Genomic DNA, 17,401 nt, shown 5'->3' on the forward strand with positions numbered 1-17,401 from the left:
GCTGCGGGGCGGGGGAGCGGGCAGCGGGCTGCATCTTCCGGGGGACGTTCCGGGCCGTCAGTGGGCGCTAGGCTGGTGCGGATGACCGTGACCCGACGTCTGTTCCTGCGCACCCTGGCCGGGGGGGGCGCGGCGGCGCTGGTGGCGGGCGGGGCGGGGGCGGCGCAGGCGTACCGCTTCGGCGTGACCCGCCACGCCCGCACGCTGCCGGGCCTGCGCGCGCCGCTGCGGGCCGTGTTCCTGACGGACCTGCACTACGGGCTGTTCATCGGGGCCGGGAGCGTGGCGGCCTGGGTGGACGCCACGAACGACCTGCGGCCCGATCTGGTGCTGCTGGGCGGCGATCAGCTGGACGCCCGCATGGACGACCTGCCGGGGCCGCTGCTGCGCGAACTGGGGCGCCTGCGCGCACCCCTGGGCGTGCTGGGCGTGTGGGGCAACCACGATTACGGCAGTTTCGGACGGTACGGCGGGCGGCAGTACGGCGCGCCCCGAGCGGACTGGGCCGCCAAACGCGCGGAACTGACGGCGGCGTTCTCGGGGGCGGGCGTGACGATCCTGCGGGACGAGGGCCGCGCGGTGCGGGGCGACCTGTGGGTGGGCGGCACGGACGACCTGTGGTTCGGCAAGCTGGACGTGACGGCGGCCCTGGCGGGCGCGCAGGAGCGGGCGACGCTGCTGGTCACTCACAACCCGGACCTGCTGCCCGACCTGCCGCGCCCGGTGGGACTGGTGCTGTGCGGGCACACGCACGGCGGGCAGGTGCGCCTTCCGTTGATTGGGGCGCCAGTGGTGCCCAGCGCGTTCGGGCAGCGGTACGCGATGGGATGGGTACAGGGGCAGCACGCCACGCCCGCGTATGTCAGCCGGGGCCTGGGCCTGAGCGGCCTGCCGGTGCGGAACCTGTGCGAACCGGAAATCACGCTCCTGCAGCTGAGCCCGGCTGCCGGCTGACCCGGCGTCAGGTGGGGTGTGCCCCCCGCCGGGTGAAGGGAATGGTGTAGGCGGGGTCTGATGGGGGCGTGCATGGAAGCACTTCATTCCTTGCGTCGCCTCGGGCGCTCTGGGCCGGCTTAATTGCGTAAAAACGCCAGCTTAATTAATTTTATTGCCACAGCGGGGGCTAGATGGGCGGGCTGCCGGAGAAATAGTGCGCAGAAGATTGGACCCGTTATAAACAACGGCCCTGCATAGACATGCATCTCTCTGTATGGTGGATTCTAGCAGCCTGCACCCTGCGGGCGAGCGAGTCACGTGCGAGATGGGAGCGTCAACATGAACAGAACAGACAACCGGGTGACTCCGGCTGCAGTGCCGCACACCCCCCAGAACGAACCGGTCCAGACCGGAAACGGTCTGCACACGCCCTCCGCCGCCGAACAGCGCGGCGCGCGCGAGCAGGGCCTCTACGCCGCGCAGGAACACGACGCCTGCGGCGTGGGCTTCGTGGCGCACATCAAGGGCCAGAAAAACCACTCGATCATCCAGCAGGGCCTGAAGATCCTCGAGAACCTCGACCACCGGGGCGCGGTCGGCGCGGACCCCCTGATGGGCGACGGGGCCGGCATCCTGATCCAGATTCCCGACGAGTTCTACCGCGCCGAATTTGCCGAGCAGGGCGTCACGCTGCCCCCCCTGGGCGATTACGGCGTCGGCATGATCTTCCTGCCCAAGGAAATCGCCTCGCGCCGTGCCTGCGAGCAGGAACTCGAACGCGCCGTGCAGGCCGAGGGTCAGGTCGTGCTGGGCTGGCGTGACGTGCCCGTGAACGCCGAGATGCCCATGAGCCCCACCGTCCGCGAGAAGGAACCCGTCATCCGGCAGATCTTCATCGGCGCCGGACCCGACACCCTGGTCCCGGACGCCCTGGAACGCAAGCTGTACGTGATTCGCCGCCGCGCGAGCAACGCCATCCGCGCGCTGAACTTCACGCACGGCGCCGAGTACTACGTGCCCAGCATGTCCTGCCGCACCGTGATCTACAAGGGCCTGCTGCTGGCCACGCAGGTCGGCGAGTACTACCTGGACCTGCAGGACGCGCGGGTCGTTTCGGCCCTGGCCCTGGTGCACCAGCGCTTCAGCACGAACACCTTCCCCGAGTGGCCCCTGGCGCACCCGTACCGCATGGTCGCGCACAACGGCGAGATCAACACCGTCAAGGGGAACTTCAACTGGATGCGTGCCCGCGAGGGCATCATGCAGAGCCCCGTGCTGGGCGACGACCTGAAGAAGCTCTACCCGATCTCCTTCGAGGGCGAGAGCGACACCGCCACCTTCGACAACGCGCTCGAACTCCTGACCCTGGCCGGGTACCCCATGGCGCACGCCGCCATGATGATGATCCCGGAAGCCTGGGAGCAGAACGAGAACCTGCACCCCAGCCGCCGCGCGTTCTACGAGTACCACGCCAGCATGATGGAACCCTGGGACGGCCCGGCTGCGATGGTCTTCACAGATGGCCGTCAGGTGGGCGCGACCCTGGACCGCAACGGACTGCGCCCCGCCCGCTACGTGCAGACCCGCGACGACCTCGTGATCCTGGCCAGCGAGTCCGGCGTGCTGCCGGTTCCCGAGAGCAAGATCGTCAAGAAGTGGCGCCTGCAACCGGGCCGCATGTTCCTGATCGACTTCGAGCAGGGCCGCATCATCGAGGACGACGAACTGAAAAACCAGTTCTCGTCGGCCAAACCCTACGCGCAGTGGGTCGAGAACACCCGCTTCCGCCTGGATGACAGTGACGAGTCCGGCACGGTCGCGCAGTTCCGCGAGCCGCTGCTGGAACGCCAGCAGGCCTTCGGGTACACCCAGGAGGACCTGAAGTTCCTGATGGGCCCCATGGCCCTGAGCGGCGAGGAAGGCATCGGCAGCATGGGCAACGACAGCCCGCTGGCCGTGCTGTCCGGCAAGAACAAGCCCCTGTACTCGTACTTCAAGCAGCTGTTCGCGCAGGTGACCAACCCGCCCATCGACCCGATCCGCGAAGCCGTGGTCATGAGCCTCGTGTCGTTCGTGGGGCCGCGCCCGAACCTGCTGGACATCAACGCGGTCAACCCCCAGCTGCGCCTGGAAGTCGAGCAGCCCATCCTGGACTTCGACGACATGGCCCGCGTGCGCTCCATCGAGGAGTACACGCGTGGCAAGTTCAAGGCCTACGAACTGGACATCACCTACCCCGCCGAGTGGGGCGCGCGCGGCGTCGAGGCCAAGATCGCCACCATCAACGCCTGGGCCGTGGACGCCATCGAGAGCGGCCACAACATCATCATCATCAGTGACCGCCGCGTGGACCGCGAACGCGTCGCCATTCCCAGCGTGCTGGCGCTCAGTAGCGTGCACCACCACCTCGTGAAGGCCGGTCTGCGCATGAAAGTCGGTCTGGTCGTGGAAACCGGGGACGCCCGCGAGGTGCATCACTTTGCCGTGCTGGCCGGGTTCGGCGCGGAAGCCATTCACCCGTACCTGGCGCTGGAAACCCTGATCAACCTGCACGCCGACGTGCCCGGCGTGCCCGACCTGGGCGGCATCGGGGCCGGGAAGGCCATGCGCAACTACATCAAGGCCATCGGCAAGGGCATGAGCAAGATCATGTCCAAGATGGGCGTCAGCACGTACATGAGTTACTGCGGCGCGCAGCTGTTCGAGGCCATCGGTCTGAAGAGCGACTTCGTGCAGAAGTACTTCTACGGCACGCCCACGCAGGTCGGCGGCATCGGCATCTTCGAGGTGGCCGAGGAAGCCCTGCGTAACCACCGCGCGGCGTTCAGCGAGGACCCCGTCCTGGCACACAGCCTCGACGCGGGCGGCGAGTACGCGTGGCGCGTGCGCGGCGAGGAGCACATGTGGACGCCGGACTCGATCGCCAAGCTGCAACACTCGGTGCGCAGCGGCTCGTACAGCACCTTCGAGGAGTACGCCCGCATCATCAACGACCAGAGCAAGCGCCACATGACCCTGCGCGGCCTGTTCGACTTCAAGACCGAGGGCCTCACGCCCATTCCCATTGAGGAAGTCGAGGCGGCCAGCGAGATCGTCAAACGCTTCGCCACCGGCGCCATGAGCCTCGGCTCGATCAGCACCGAGGCGCACACCACGCTGGCCGTCGCCATGAACCGCATCGGCGGTAAGAGCAACACCGGCGAGGGCGGCGAGGACCCCGCCCGCTACGAACGCGAGATGCGCGGCGAGACCCTCGGCGAGGGCCACACCCTGGCCAGCATCCTCGGTGAAAGCGCCGACGGCCAGAAACGCGTCGAGGTGGACTACCCGCTGGAACCCGGCGACAGCCTGCGCAGCAAGATCAAACAGGTCGCCTCGGGCCGCTTTGGCGTCACCACCGGCTACCTGACCAGCGCCGACCAGATCCAGATCAAGATGGCGCAGGGCGCCAAGCCCGGCGAGGGCGGCCAGCTGCCCGGCGGGAAGGTCAGCGAGTACATCGGGTTCCTGCGCCACAGCGTGCCCGGCGTGGGCCTGATCAGCCCGCCCCCGCACCACGACATCTACTCCATCGAGGACCTCGCGCAGCTGATCCACGACCTGAAGAACGTGAACTCCCGCGCGGACATCAGCGTGAAACTCGTCTCGGAAGTCGGCGTGGGCACCATTGCTGCCGGGGTCGCCAAGGCCAAGGCCGACCACATCGTGATCGCCGGGCATGACGGCGGCACGGGTGCGAGCCCCTGGAGCAGCATCAAGCACGCCGGGTCGCCCTGGGAACTGGGTCTGGCGGAAACGCAGCAGACGCTGGTCCTGAACCGCCTGCGTGACCGGGTGCGCGTGCAGACCGACGGGCAACTCAAGACCGGCCGTGACGTCGTGATCGCCTCCATGCTCGGCGCGGACGAGTTCGGCTTCGCCACCGCCCCGCTGGTCGCGCAGGGCTGCATCATGATGCGCAAGTGTCACCTGAACACCTGCCCCGTCGGCGTGGCCACGCAGGACCCGCTGCTGCGCGCCCGCTTCCAGGGGAAACCCGAGCACGTCATCAACTTCTTCTTCTTCATCGCCGAGGAAGTCCGCACCATCATGGCCAGCCTGGGCATCCGCACCCTGAACGAACTGACGGGCCGCAGCGACCTGCTCGACACCCGCAAGGGCATCGAGCACTGGAAAGCGCAGGGCCTGGACTTCAGCCGCGTGTTCTACCGCCCGGAACTGCCCGAAGGGGTCGGCACCCGCCACCTGCACACCCAGGACCACGGCCTGGACCGCGCGCTGGACCTGCAACTGATCGACAAGTGCCGCCCCGCCTTCGACACCGGCGTGAAAGTGCACTTCCTTCAGGACGTGCGCAACGTGAACCGCACCGTCGGCGCGATGCTGTCCGGCGAACTGATCCGCCGCCACCCGCAGGGCCTGCCGGACAACACCGTGTTCATCCAGATGGAAGGCACGGGCGGCCAGAGCTTCGGCGCGTTCCTGGCCCCCGGCATCACCCTGTACCTGATCGGGGACGCCAACGACTACACCGGCAAGGGCCTGTCCGGCGGCCGCGTGGTCGTGCGCCCCAGCATCGAGTTCCGCGGCCGCGCCGAGGAGAACATCATCGTGGGCAACACCGTCCTGTACGGCGCGACCACCGGTGAGGCCTTCTTCCGGGGCGTGGCGGGCGAACGCTTCGCCGTGCGCCTCAGCGGCGCGCGGGCCGTCGTGGAAGGCGTGGGCGACCACGGCTGCGAGTACATGACCGGCGGCACCGCCGTCGTGCTCGGCCAGACCGGACGGAACTTCGCCGCAGGCATGAGCGGCGGCGTCGCGTACGTGTACGACGTGGACGGCAAGTTCGCGCAGCGCTGCAACACCAGCATGGTCGACCTGCTGCCCCTGGAACCCGAAGCCGAGCAGCTGGCCCACACGCCCGCCAGCGGCCTGCACATGGGCCAGAGCGACGAGGCGCACCTGCGCGGCCTGCTGGAAAACCACCACAAGTGGACCGGCTCGCAGCGCGCCAGCGAACTCCTCGACGACTGGGAGAACAGCCTGCGGAAATTCGTGAAGGTCTTCCCCCGCGAGTACCAGCGCGCCCTGCGGGAACGCACCGACAGCGACGCCGGGACCGTTCACGCCGCCGACACCACCAGCATGCAGACCGCGCAGCCCGCCAACGCCGTGGCCGCGCAGGGCACGCTCACCAAATAACACTCCGCTCCGTTCAGTGTCGTGCTGAACGGAGCCGAGCGGATGCGAGTACGAGTCTGGACGGGACTCAGGAGATGAAACAGCATGGCAGCGCCCTTCTGACATGGTGTGGAATCGGATGAGTTCCGTCGAAGCCCCCTTCCGCGCCCCGCCCACGCGGGCCGGGCGCGTCCCCCACCGGAGCACGCATGAGCAAGATCACCGGCTTCCTCGACCAACCGCGCATCAAGGACCAGTACGCCCCCGTCGACGCGCGGCTGCGGCACTACCACGAATTCCTGATCCCGCTCGACAGTGGCGCCGCGAAACTCCAGGCGACCCGCTGCATGGACTGCGGCATCCCGTTCTGCAACAACGGCTGCCCCGTCGGGAACATCATCCCGGACTTCAACAACCTCGTGTACCAGGACGACTGGCGCAGCGCGCTGGACACCCTACACTCCACGAACAACTTCCCGGAATTCACGGGCCGCATCTGCCCCGCCCCCTGCGAGGCTGCCTGCACCCTGAACATCAACGGCGACGCCGTCGGCATCAAGAGCATCGAGCTGAGCATCATCGAACGCGGCTGGCAGGAAGGCTGGGTCACGCCGCAACCCCCCGCCGTGAAGACCGGCCGGAAAGTCGCGGTGATTGGCTCAGGCCCCGCGGGGCTGGCCGCCGCGCAGCAACTCGCGCGCGCCGGGCATGACGTGACCGTCTTCGAGAAGAACGACCGCGTGGGCGGCCTGATGCGCTACGGCATCCCCGACTTCAAGATGGACAAGCACCACATCGACCGCCGCGTCGAGCAGATGGAAGCCGAAGGCGTCACCTTCCGCACCAGCACCATGGTCGGCACGTGGCCCGAAGGCAGCCGCGTCACGAACCTCAGCAAGAAGACCGTCACGCCCGACGAGCTGAAAGCCGAATTCGACGCCGTCCTCCTCGCCGGCGGCGCCGAACACCCCCGCGACCTGCCCGCCCCTGGCCGCGAACTGGACGGCATTCACTTCGCCATGGAATTCCTGCCCCAGCAGAACCGCGTGAACGCCGGCGACAAACTCAAGAAACAACTGCGCGCCGACGGCAAGCACGTCATCGTCATCGGCGGCGGCGACACCGGCAGCGACTGCGTCGGCACCAGCAACCGCCACGGCGCCGCATCCGTGACCCAGTTCGAGGTCATGCCGCAGCCGCCGGAAAAAGAGAACAAACCCCTCGTGTGGCCCTACTGGCCCATGAAACTCCGCACCAGCACCAGCCACGAGGAAGGCGCCACGCGCGAATTCGCCATCGCCACCAAGGAATTCATCGGCAAGGGCGGCAAGGTCACCGGCGTCAAGACCGTCCGCATGGAACTGATTGACGGCAAACTCACCGAAGTCGAAGGCAGCGAGGAAATCCACAAGGCCGACCTCGTCCTGCTCGCCATGGGCTTCATCAGCCCCATCGGCAGCGTCATCGACGCCTTCGGCATCGACAAGGACGCCCGAGGCAACGCCCACGCCCACACCGACGAGGGCGGCTACCACACCAACATCGAAGGAATCTTTGCCGCCGGAGACATGCGGCGCGGCCAGAGCCTCGTCGTGTGGGCCATCCGCGAGGGCCGACAGGCCGCCCGCGCCATCGACCAGCACCTGATGGGTACCTCGGTCCTGCCCCGCTAAATCCCGCACAGGAAGGCCGCGCCGCCCCAGACAGGGGAGAGGCGCGGCCTTCTGCCTGACCGTTCAGGCTGGTCGGTGGAGGTTGACCTTGCCGCTGCTGAATTCGGCGGGGGCGCTGCTGTGTTCGTGGAGGATCAGCCAGCCGCTCCCCTCGGGGATCAGGGTGAGGGTGATGCGGTTGTTCATGGCGCGCAGGCGTTCGCCAGTGGCGCTGAGGCCCGTGTAGGTGGCGAAGGCGTGCACGAGGGCCAGTTCCGGCGTGGGGGTGCTGCGGATGTCGTCGAAGGTGACCTGCACCCGCTCGTCGCCCAGGCTGGCGAACCAGTCTTCGATCATGCCGCGCCATGCGTTCAGGCCGTCGTACTGCCAGTGTTGCCACAGGTCGTACACAGTGACGTGGGGGTGGTACAGGGCGAGCAGGGCCTCGGTGTCCCTGGCGCGGACGGCGGCGGCGTAGGCGCTGAGGATGTGTGTGGGGTCACCGGGCGTCGGGGTGCTGTCAGTTGGGGCGCTGAGGGTCATGGATCACAGTACTCTGCTGGTACGTCAAAAGGCAATAAGCTCTAAATCTATCTGTGCTGGGCATAATAAGCAGGCAGGCGAATGGGGAGCGGGCGCCACGGCCACGCTCCCCACCCAGAGGCTCTGTTCAGGGAATCTGGAAGCCGCCCGCGAAGGCGTGCACTTCTTCCTTCACGTCCTCGCCTTTCAGGGCGCGGTCGATCAGGTCGGCGATGGTCAGCATGTCGCTCTCGACCATGCCGCGCGTGGTGACGGCGGGCGTGCCGATGCGGATGCCGCCGCCGTGCAGGATCTTCTCGGTGTCGTACGGCAGGGTGCTCTTGCTGATCGTGATGTGGTTGGCGTCCAGCAGCCTGGTGGCCTTGGTGCCGTTCAGGCCCTGGGGGCGCAGGTCCAGCACCAGCAGGTGGTTGTCGGTCCCGCCGGACACCACGCGGTACCCCTTGTCCTGGAAGGCCTGGGCAAGTGCCTGCGCGTTGCGGATGATCTGCGCGGCGTACGCCTTGAAGTCATCGGTGAGCGCCTCGCCGAACGCGACGGCCTTCGCGGCGATCACGTGCTCCAGCGGCCCACCCTGGTAACCGGGGAACACGGCCCGGTCGATCTTGGCGCCCATCTCCGGGTCGTTACTCAGGATGATGCCGCCGCGCGGGCCGCGCAGGGTCTTGTGAGTGGTGCTGGCCACCACGTGCGCGTGCGGCAGCGCGTTCGGGTGCACGCCGCCCGCGATCAGGCCCGCGATGTGCGCCACGTCCGCGAACAGGATGGCGCCCACCTCGTCGGCAATTTCCCGGAACGCCGCGAAGTCGATGGTGCGGCTGTACGCGCTGGCGCCCGCGATGATCATCTTCGGCTGGTGCTCGTGCGCCAGCCGGCGCACTTCTTCCATGTCGATCAGTTCGGTTTCGGGGTTCACCTTGTAACTCACGATCCGGTAGCGCAGGCCCGAGAAGTTCACGGGGTTCCCGTGCGTCAGGTGCCCGCCGTGGCTCAGGTCCATGCCCAGCACCGTGTCGCCCGGCTGGATCAGCGCGTTGTACACCGCGAGGTTCGCACTTGACCCACTGTGCGGCTGCACGTTCGCCCACGCCGCGCCGAACAGTTCCTTCAGGCGGTCGATGGCCAGCTGCTCGATGCGGTCCACGACCTCGCACCCGCCGTACCAGCGCTTGCCGGGGTACCCTTCGGCGTACTTGTTGGTCACGATGCTGCCCTGCGCCTCACGCACCGCCGCCGACGTGAAGTTCTCGGAAGCGATCAACTCCAGGCCGCGCTGCTGACGCTCGGCCTCCTGGGTGATCAGGTCGAAGAGTGCCGTGTCACGGGCGGCAGATTTCTCGGCGGTGGTCGTCATGACCCCACGGTAACACTGCCGCAGCGGGCCGGTGTCCCCCGTGTCTTTGCAGGTCAGACAACGCGAGGGCAGGTCAGCCAACGCCAGGGCAGGTCAGGCAACGCCGGGGGCGGGCGGCGCGGTTCCAGTCGGTACCGCCCCGGTCGGCACGGTGCCGGCCACCGCGTCGGGCGGCGTGGCCCGGCCGATCCAGTACCCCTGCAGGGCGTCCACGCCGAGTTCCCACAGCAGTTGCGCCTGCTCCGGGGTTTCCACCCCCTCGGCCACCACCCGCAGGTTCAGGGCGCGGCCCAGACCCACGACCGCCTGCACCACCTTGAACGCCGCCTGACCGTCCGCGCGGTCCCCCGTGAGTTCCGTCACGAACGCCCGGTCCACCTTCAACACGCTGATCGGCAGGCGCAGCAGCGACGACAGCGACGACTGCCCCACCCCGAAGTCATCCACGGCCACCTCGATGCTCAGGTCCATCAGGGCCTGAAGGGTCTGCCGGGCCTGCGCCTCGTTCTCGATCAGCAGGCGCTCCGTGACTTCCAGGCTCAGCGCGGCGTGCGGCAGGCCGTGCTGCCGCAGCGTCCGCAGCAGGAACGGCAGGAAATCCGGCCGGACCAGGTTCGGCGGGCTGATGTTCACCGCCACCTGCCACGGCCGTCCCGCTGCCCGCCACCCGGCCAGCTGCCGGCACGCCTGTGCGATCACCCAGCGGTCCAGGTCGACCATCAGGCCCGCGCCTTCCGCGACCGGCACGAACTCGGCCGGGGAGACCGCGCCCAGTTGCGCGTCCTGCCAGCGTAGCAGCGCCTCGAAATGCACGCGCTGCCCGCCGCGCTCCAGTTGCGGCTGGTAGTGCAGTTGCAACTCTCCGCGCTCGGCGGCGCCCCGCAGGCGCGTCTCGATCGTCACCCGCCGCGCGGCCGCCGCGTCGTCCCGCAGCGGATCGAACAGCCGCAGCGCGTTGCGGCCGGTGCGTTTGGCTTCCTTCATGGCGAGGTCCGCGCGGCGTAGCAGGCCCGCGCTGTCCAGCAGTCCGGCCGCCGGGGCCAGCGCTGCGCCCACCGACGCCGTGATGTTCAGCACCTGCCCTTCCAGCGTCACCGGCGCCCGTAGGGCGTGCAGCAGGGCCTCGCCCGCCACGCCCAGTTGCTCATCGCGTGCGGCCGGGACGATCACCACGAACTCGTCGGCGCTCAGGTGAAAGCACTCGCCGTTCAGGGCGGCGGCCTCACTGCGCAGCGTGGCCGCCGTGCGTTGCAGGAAGGTGTCCCCGGCGCGGTGCCCCAGCGCCTCGTTCACGAAACGGAAGTCATCCAGGTCCACGATCAGCAGCCCCGTGCCCACCGGCCCACGCAGCCGGGCGTCCAGCGTCAGGTGCAGCTGCCGGCGGTTGCCCAGTCCGGTCAGGGCGTCGTGCCGGGACTGGAATTCCAGTCGCGCGCGGCTGTCCTCCAGCTGGCGCAGCGTCAGCGTCTGCCGCGCCGCCACGAATACCGCCGCGAAGAACGTCGCGTACAGCGCCCCCCGCGCTTCCAGCGGCAGTCGCACAGCGCCCAGCAGCATGAACCCGGCCAGCAGCGCCGAGTACGGCGCGAGCGGCCCGTACCACAGGGAACGCGGACGGCGCGGCGCGCTGACCGTCAATGGGCGCGGCTGACCTGCCTGCCACGCCCCCGCCGTGAACAGCAGCGCCGCCAGCGGCCACAGCGCGTCCGGCCACATGTTGCCCTCGTACGCGTCCTGCAGCGCCAGGATGGTGTACCCGGTATCCGCCACCACGAATAGCACCATGCCCGCCGCGAGGAACCCCATGCCGCGCGGCGCGCCGTCCGGGCCGCGCCACGTCTGCGCCACCAGCAGGCTCAGCAGCACCAGGTCCGACAGCGGGTACAGCGCCGCCACGAGATTCGACAGCAGCGACGGGCCGGCGCTCTGCATCTGCTCGGCCAGCACGAAAAACCACAGGTACGCCCCGGCTGCCATGACCTGCGCCGCCACATCCAGCCGCGCTTCGCGCGACGGCAGCGACGGCCAGCGCCGCTCGAACAGCCAGAAAGCCACCAGCATGCAGGCCGGTAGCGCCAGGAACCAGGGGTCCGTGAACCCCAGCACGCCCGCCTGCACGTTCCCCAGCGTGTACAGGGCGTTCCCGACGCCCCAGCAGAACGTCCCAGCTGCCAGCCACCGCCACGCGCCCGGCGCTTCCGTGCGGGCCGCCAGTGACCAGATCAGCGCCGCCGATCCCAGAAAGACCAGCAGGTACGGCCACAGCGCCCACTCCGGCGAAGTGGAAGTCCAGCCGGCCAGATGCATCAGGTGCAGCAGGTACCCGGCTCCCAGGCCCAGCGCCGCCAGACCGGTGCCCCTGTGAACAGAGCGGGGCGCGGGCAGGATCATGCTTCCCAGCCTGCGCCCCGCGCCCTCGCCAAAGTCTTACGGGGACATCATGAACGCCCCGCCGCCCACCTTTCGGCCGGAAGGGCGGCTACACGGCCCCGGCCGGGCGGTGCAGTTTGCCTTCCACTTCCCGCAGTTCGGTCTCGCCCGCCAGGACCAGCACGCTGTCCCCGCCGGTCAGTTCGGTGGCTCCCTTGGGAATCAGGAACTCCCCGCCCCGGTGAATCAGGATCACCAGCGCCTCGGGCGGGAGTTTCAGGTCCATGATGCGCTGCCCGTCGGCGGCGCTGCCCGCCCGGACCTCGACCTCGACCATCTCGTTCTTGTTGTGCCCGGTCGGCGTGTACGTGATCGGGTACTGCGTGACTTCCGGCACCTCCTCCCGCACCCGCAGGAAGCGCGCCACCAGCGTCAGGGTCGTGCCCTGCAGCAGCACGCTGGTCAGCACGATGAAGAACACGATGTTGAACAGCGTGCCCGCCCGCTCCGCGCCCGCCAGCAGCGGGAAGGTCGCCAGCACGATCGGCACCGCGCCGCGCAGCCCCACCCACGCCACCATGCTCTTCTCGTTCAGGGGCATCTTCGCGCGCGCCAGACTGACGTACACACTCAGGGGCCGCGCCAGGAACACCAGCACCAGCGCGCACGCCAGCGCCAGTCCCGCCGTGGGCAGCAGCTCGCGCGGGTTGACCAGCAGGCCCAGCGTGAGGAACATCGCCACCTGCATCAGCCACGACAGCCCGTCATGGAACGACAGCAGGCTGCGCTTGTGAATGAAATCCGCGTTCCCCAGAATCACGCCCGCGATGTAGATCGCCAGGAACCCGCTGCCGCCCGCCACCGCCGTGCCCGCAAAGATCGTCAGGGCCAGCGCCAGACTCAGCACCGAGTACAGACCCTCGAACTGCAACTGCAGGCGGTTCAGGATCCACAGGGCCGCGCGGCCCAGCACCACCCCGAACACCGCCCCGATCAGCATCTGCTTGAAGAACAGCGGCACGATCCCCAGCACGCTCATGCCCGGATTGGCCATGAGTTCCAGGATCCCCACCGTCAGGAAGACCGCCATCGGGTCGTTCCCGCCCGACTCGAACTCCAGCAGCGGGGCCACGTCCCCCTTCAGCCCCAGTTGCCGCTCCTTGAGGACACTGAACACCGCGCTGGCGTCCGTGCTGCTGACAATCGCGCCCAGCAGCCACGCCGAGAGCCACGGGAACCCGAACGCGAAATGCACGAACACCGCCATCACGCCCGCCGTGATCAGCACACCCACCGTCGCCAGACTCAGGCCCCGGCGCACCACGGGACGTGTCTGCCCCCAGTGAGTGCCCAGCCCCCCCTGAAACAGAATGAAGCACAGCGCCAGCGTGCCCAGCGCCTGAGCGAATCGGTAATCATGGAACTGAATGCCCAGCCCGTCCGACCCGGCCAGCATGCCCACGCCCAGGAACAGCAGCAGGCCCGGAATGCCCAGGCGCCCCCCCAACCGACTGACCAGCAGACTCACCAGCAGCAGCACACCCGCCGCCAGCAGGAAGACCTCCGTATGCACCTCACCCATGCCGGCCCCGCTGCGAACCCCGCACTGCACCCCAAACCCCAACCGTCGACTCGATCATGCTCCATGGTGGCATGCGTCCAGGCGCGTAAAAAAGGACCGGGCACCCCCTACAGGGCCCCCGGTCAGGAACGTGAAGGCCAGCTGAAGCGGGCACTCAGATTCCGCCTGCTACGCTGCCAACCCGGTGCTTTTCCGAGTTAAGAGCGAAGCAGACGGAATGCGTGTTACAGGTCCCCTGCCAGCCAGCGCACCACGTTCTTGCCCATCGCCGCGTTGCTCAGGTTCGGCCAGTTGTTGTACGTGCCCGTGCTGCCGTCCGAGTACGTGTTGTCGCCGAAGGTGCTGCTGTCGCCCCACATCGCCACGCGACCCGAGCCGACGCTGTTCACCGCGAGGTACGTCTTGCCGCCTGTGCCCATCAGCGCCGTGCCCGCCAGCACGTCCACGCTGGTGCCCACGTACACCCCGGCGCTGCTCACGCCGTTCAGGATCGGGTGCGTGGTCACGGGCGTCGCCGTGAGCACCGGATCGCTGAAGCTGGAATTGAACGACGCATTCAGGCCGAAGATCGCGTCACTGTTCAGGCTGGCCTGCAACGCGCTACTCACGCTGGCGGGCGTGCTGCCGTCCCAGCCGCCAAACACTTCCGGGCTGTCCCAGCCGTTGTTGTTGCGGTCGCTGGCGCGGTGATCGGTGATCATGAACACCCCACCGCCGTTCTGCACGAAGCTCTGAATCGCGGCGCGCTCGGCATCACTGAACGGATTCTGCGGCTCCGGAATCACCAGTACCGACGCTCCCGACAGACTGGTCGAGGTGATGCTGGTGCCTGTGACGCTGCTCACCGTGTACCCCAGGCCACGCAGCGCCGAGGCGTAATCGCTGTACGCCCCGTCGATGCGCCAGTCGGCGTTCCCGGCGTCCTCGGCCTTCGTCAGGTCGAACAGCACCTTCTTCCCGGTCGCGCCGCCCCCCCCACCCGTCCCGCCGCCACCCGTCCCGCCACCGTTCGCCGCTCCCGGCGTGCTGAGCTGAACCTTGAAATCCACGCTGTTCGCGTTCGTGTCCGACCCGTCCGGCACGCGTGCCAGGGCGCTGCCCGCGCCGGTCGTAGCGGCCGAGGTGCCCTCACCTTTGTTGCTGGTGGGCGAACCGTACGCCACCCCGTCAACGATCCCCGTGCCCTTCAGGAGGCGCACGCTGCCCGCCCCGTTGTTCAGGTCCGCGCCCGCATTCACCAGATTTCGGCTGGCCACCGTCGTGTCCTGCGCTACCACGAAGTACCCGCTCGCCGGAATTGTCCCGGACAGCGTGATCGTGCGGTACTGCGTGCCCGCCGTGTCGAACGCCGCCAGCGTGTACCCGCTCAGGCTCAGGCCCGCCGGGCCCCTGAGTTCAATGAACGTCCCCACGTCCGTCCCGGCCGAATCGTAGAACAGCTCGTTGATGACCGGCTCACCCGCTGCCGCCAGCGTGGACAGACGCGCGTCCCCCGTGAGTGGCACGCGACCACACGAGGACAGGGCAAGAGAAACGGAGGCCAGCAGCACTAGGCCGCGCCGGAAGGTTGAATTGGACATCGAGGTACCATTCTTCGCGCATCTGTCAAGCAGATGTCAACACCACCGGGTCACCTGCCCCCACCCACACCGCCCCACCCGGATCACCCACCGCCCGAACCTGCTACCCTGACAGGCATGACGCCCCGGACCGGTACACCTTCGCCGTTTACCCGCCCCGGGGTCACGCTCGCCTGAACCTCAGGCCGCAGCGAGTCACCCCGCCCACCCCCGTGAGGCGGGGCTTTTTTATTGCCAGACCTTCCATTCCCACACAGGAGAACCCATGCAACACGAAGCCATCCAGGCCATACAGGCGGCCACCACCCTCGACGAACTCCAGACCGTCAAGACCCGCTACGTCGGCAAGAGCGGCCTCGTCACCCGCGAACTCGGCAGCTTAGGCAAACTCGCCCCCGAGGAACGCAAGGCGCGCGGCGCCGAGATCAACGCCGTCCGGCAGGCCATCCAGGCTGCCCTTGACGACCGCGAAACCACCCTGAAACGCGAAGCCCTGGACGCCCAGCTGGCCAGTGAAGCCATCGACGTCACCCTCCCCGGCCTCCCGCTCCCCGCAGGCGGCCTGCACCCCATCAACCGCGTGTACGACGACCTGACCGGCATCTACGAACGCCTCGGGTACACCGTCGTCGAAGGGCCCGAAGTCGAAGACGAACACCACAACTTCGAAGCCCTCAACGTCCCCTGGTACCACCCCGCCCGCGACCTCCAGGACACCTTCTGGCTTGAGGACGGCCGCCTGCTGCGCACCCACACCAGCCCCATGCAGATCCGCTACATGGTCGACCACGAACCCGACCTGAAGATCGTCGTGCGCGGCAAGGTCTACCGCTACGAAGCCACCGACGCCACCCATGAAGCCATGTTCCACCAACTCGAAGGCCTCGTCGTCGGCGACAGCATCAGCATGGCCGACCTGAAAGGCACCATCGCCGAAATGGCCCGCGGCCTCTACGGCGCAGGCGCCAAAGTCCGCTTCCAGCCCAGCTACTACCCCTTCGTGGAACCCGGCGCGGACTTCGCCGTGTACTGGGACAACCCCCGCGGCGAAAGCAAATGGCTGGAACTCGGCGGGTGCGGCATGGTTCACCCCAGCGTCTTCAAAGCCGTCGACGACCTCCGCGAAGCCCAGGGCAAGGAGCGCGTGTACGCAGGCAAGACCGGCTTCGCGTTCGGCCTCGGCCCGGAACGCATCGCCATGCTCAAGTACAAGATCCCCGACATCCGCTACTTCTACGCCAACGACCCGAGAGTGATCGGGCAGTTCCGGGGAGAGCTGGAGTGAACTTCTCGCTATCGCTCACGTCGTTGGCTCCAGATGATCAAATTGGAGAAGGACGACTTGTTGCAGGGGGCGATAGGATCGGGTTTCATAGCAGCTTCAAGCTTACTGGCCGGGATAAATATTTGGAGTACTGGTTTGAAGCATGTCAAAGTCTGATAGATGGTGCGGAAGTTTCATATTTTCCCACTTCCATTCTTACGGCAGACGATTCAATAGTCCTCCATGGTCTAGTCGCAGAGTCCTGTTTGAGTGGAATAAAGATCCAGATATTCAAATTTGGGATTCAGGGAGAAGTGGATCTGCCGAAGTTAAGACTGATGGAAGATCATGTCGGCGGATTTTTTGAAGCGGACTGGCGTGATTGCCAGGATGATTTCGAAATAGCGTGCTGGACAGTGTCGATTGACGACATCCTGGCATTTCAAAAACAGCTCAAAGGAGACCTGAACGAATGACTTTGAGATCAAGAGCCGTCGCCATCATCCTCAACGAGGTCGCCAACGATCAGCCCGAGGTGCTGCTAATGCTGCGCCGCAAGCAGGGCCGCGCGTACGCCACGCTGCCCGGCGGCGGCATCGAAGACGGCGAGACGCCCGAAGGGGCCTGCGTCCGCGAGGTGCTGGAGGAAGTGAACCTGACCGTCACGGTCGGCCCGCCCCTCCTCGTGCTGGAGAACATCGGCAACCTGGAGCACTACTTCCGGGCGCACGTGCAGTCCGGCGAGATGCGCCTCGGCGACGGCCCGGAAGCCATCCGCAGCAGCGACGAGAACTGGTACTCGCCGCAGTGGGTGCCCCTCACGGAACTGGACGCCGTGAACCTCGTGCCCGAGCGGGCGCGGGAACTCGTACGCGAGGTGGCTGCGCAATGAACCGCCTGCCTTCACTCTCCCCCTTGAGGGGGGAGATGTCCCGCAGG

General features: G+C 67.6%; 11 protein-coding genes. 6 read left to right on the forward strand and 5 right to left on the reverse strand.

Features of this window, described 5'->3' with window-relative positions; all coding sequences use genetic code 11:
- Positions 1–81: 81 nt before the first annotated feature.
- From M8445_RS06660 to M8445_RS06670, 3 genes are all read left to right on the forward strand, one after another.
- Entirely contained in the window at positions 82–954 is an 873-nt protein-coding gene (locus M8445_RS06660; RefSeq protein ID WP_273990544.1) for a metallophosphoesterase, read from the forward strand.
- Positions 955–1,275: 321 nt separating this feature from the next.
- Positions 1,276–6,138: a glutamate synthase-related protein gene (locus tag M8445_RS06665; protein WP_273990545.1), complete on the forward strand. Its 4,863-nt coding sequence runs from the start codon at positions 1,276–1,278 to the stop codon at positions 6,136–6,138.
- A gap of 188 nt (positions 6,139–6,326) precedes the next feature.
- Positions 6,327–7,790 carry a glutamate synthase subunit beta gene (locus M8445_RS06670; RefSeq protein ID WP_273990547.1) on the forward strand — a complete coding sequence of 488 codons (1,464 nt, stop codon included), beginning with the start codon at positions 6,327–6,329 and terminating at the stop codon, positions 7,788–7,790.
- A gap of 63 nt (positions 7,791–7,853) precedes the next feature.
- Here the strand turns inward: M8445_RS06670 and M8445_RS06675 are convergent, their stop codons facing one another.
- The 5 genes from M8445_RS06675 to M8445_RS06695 form a co-directional block, all read right to left on the reverse strand.
- Positions 7,854–8,312, reverse strand: coding sequence for a YybH family protein (locus tag M8445_RS06675; protein WP_273990549.1), 459 nt, complete (start codon positions 8,310–8,312; stop codon positions 7,854–7,856).
- Positions 8,313–8,439: 127 nt separating this feature from the next.
- Positions 8,440–9,666 (reverse strand): serine hydroxymethyltransferase, encoded by a 1,227-nt coding sequence (glyA, locus tag M8445_RS06680; RefSeq protein ID WP_273990550.1) that lies wholly within the window; start codon positions 9,664–9,666, stop codon positions 8,440–8,442.
- 93 nt (positions 9,667–9,759) lie between these two features.
- Entirely contained in the window at positions 9,760–12,057 is a 2,298-nt protein-coding gene (locus M8445_RS06685; protein ID WP_273990552.1) for a putative bifunctional diguanylate cyclase/phosphodiesterase, read from the reverse strand.
- 88 nt (positions 12,058–12,145) lie between these two features.
- Complete coding sequence (locus tag M8445_RS06690; RefSeq protein WP_273990553.1) at positions 12,146–13,618, reverse strand: potassium/proton antiporter; 1,473 nt, start codon at positions 13,616–13,618, stop codon at positions 12,146–12,148.
- A gap of 224 nt (positions 13,619–13,842) precedes the next feature.
- On the reverse strand, positions 13,843–15,198 hold the full coding sequence (locus tag M8445_RS06695) for a lamin tail domain-containing protein (RefSeq protein WP_273990556.1): 1,356 nt from the start codon (positions 15,196–15,198) through the stop codon (positions 13,843–13,845).
- 265 nt (positions 15,199–15,463) lie between these two features.
- On the opposite strand from M8445_RS06695, the gene pheS reads away from it, so the two are divergent.
- From pheS to M8445_RS06710, 3 genes are read left to right on the forward strand one after another with little or no spacing between them, the layout of a single operon-like run.
- The gene (pheS, locus tag M8445_RS06700; protein WP_273990558.1) at positions 15,464–16,483 is read left to right on the forward strand and encodes a phenylalanine--tRNA ligase subunit alpha; all 1,020 of its coding nucleotides are present in this window, start codon (positions 15,464–15,466) and stop codon (positions 16,481–16,483) included.
- Complete coding sequence (locus M8445_RS06705; protein WP_273990559.1) at positions 16,480–16,938, forward strand: hypothetical protein; 459 nt, start codon at positions 16,480–16,482, stop codon at positions 16,936–16,938. The genes pheS and M8445_RS06705 overlap by 4 nt, the downstream gene beginning before the upstream one ends.
- Positions 16,935–17,354 carry an NUDIX hydrolase gene (locus tag M8445_RS06710; protein ID WP_273990560.1) on the forward strand — a complete coding sequence of 140 codons (420 nt, stop codon included), beginning with the start codon at positions 16,935–16,937 and terminating at the stop codon, positions 17,352–17,354. The genes M8445_RS06705 and M8445_RS06710 overlap by 4 nt, the downstream gene beginning before the upstream one ends.
- Positions 17,355–17,401 lie beyond the last annotated feature (47 nt).

Origin of the sequence: Deinococcus aquaticus, from assembly GCF_028622095.1 — a bacterium.
Lineage (GTDB): Bacteria > Deinococcota > Deinococci > Deinococcales > Deinococcaceae > Deinococcus > Deinococcus aquaticus.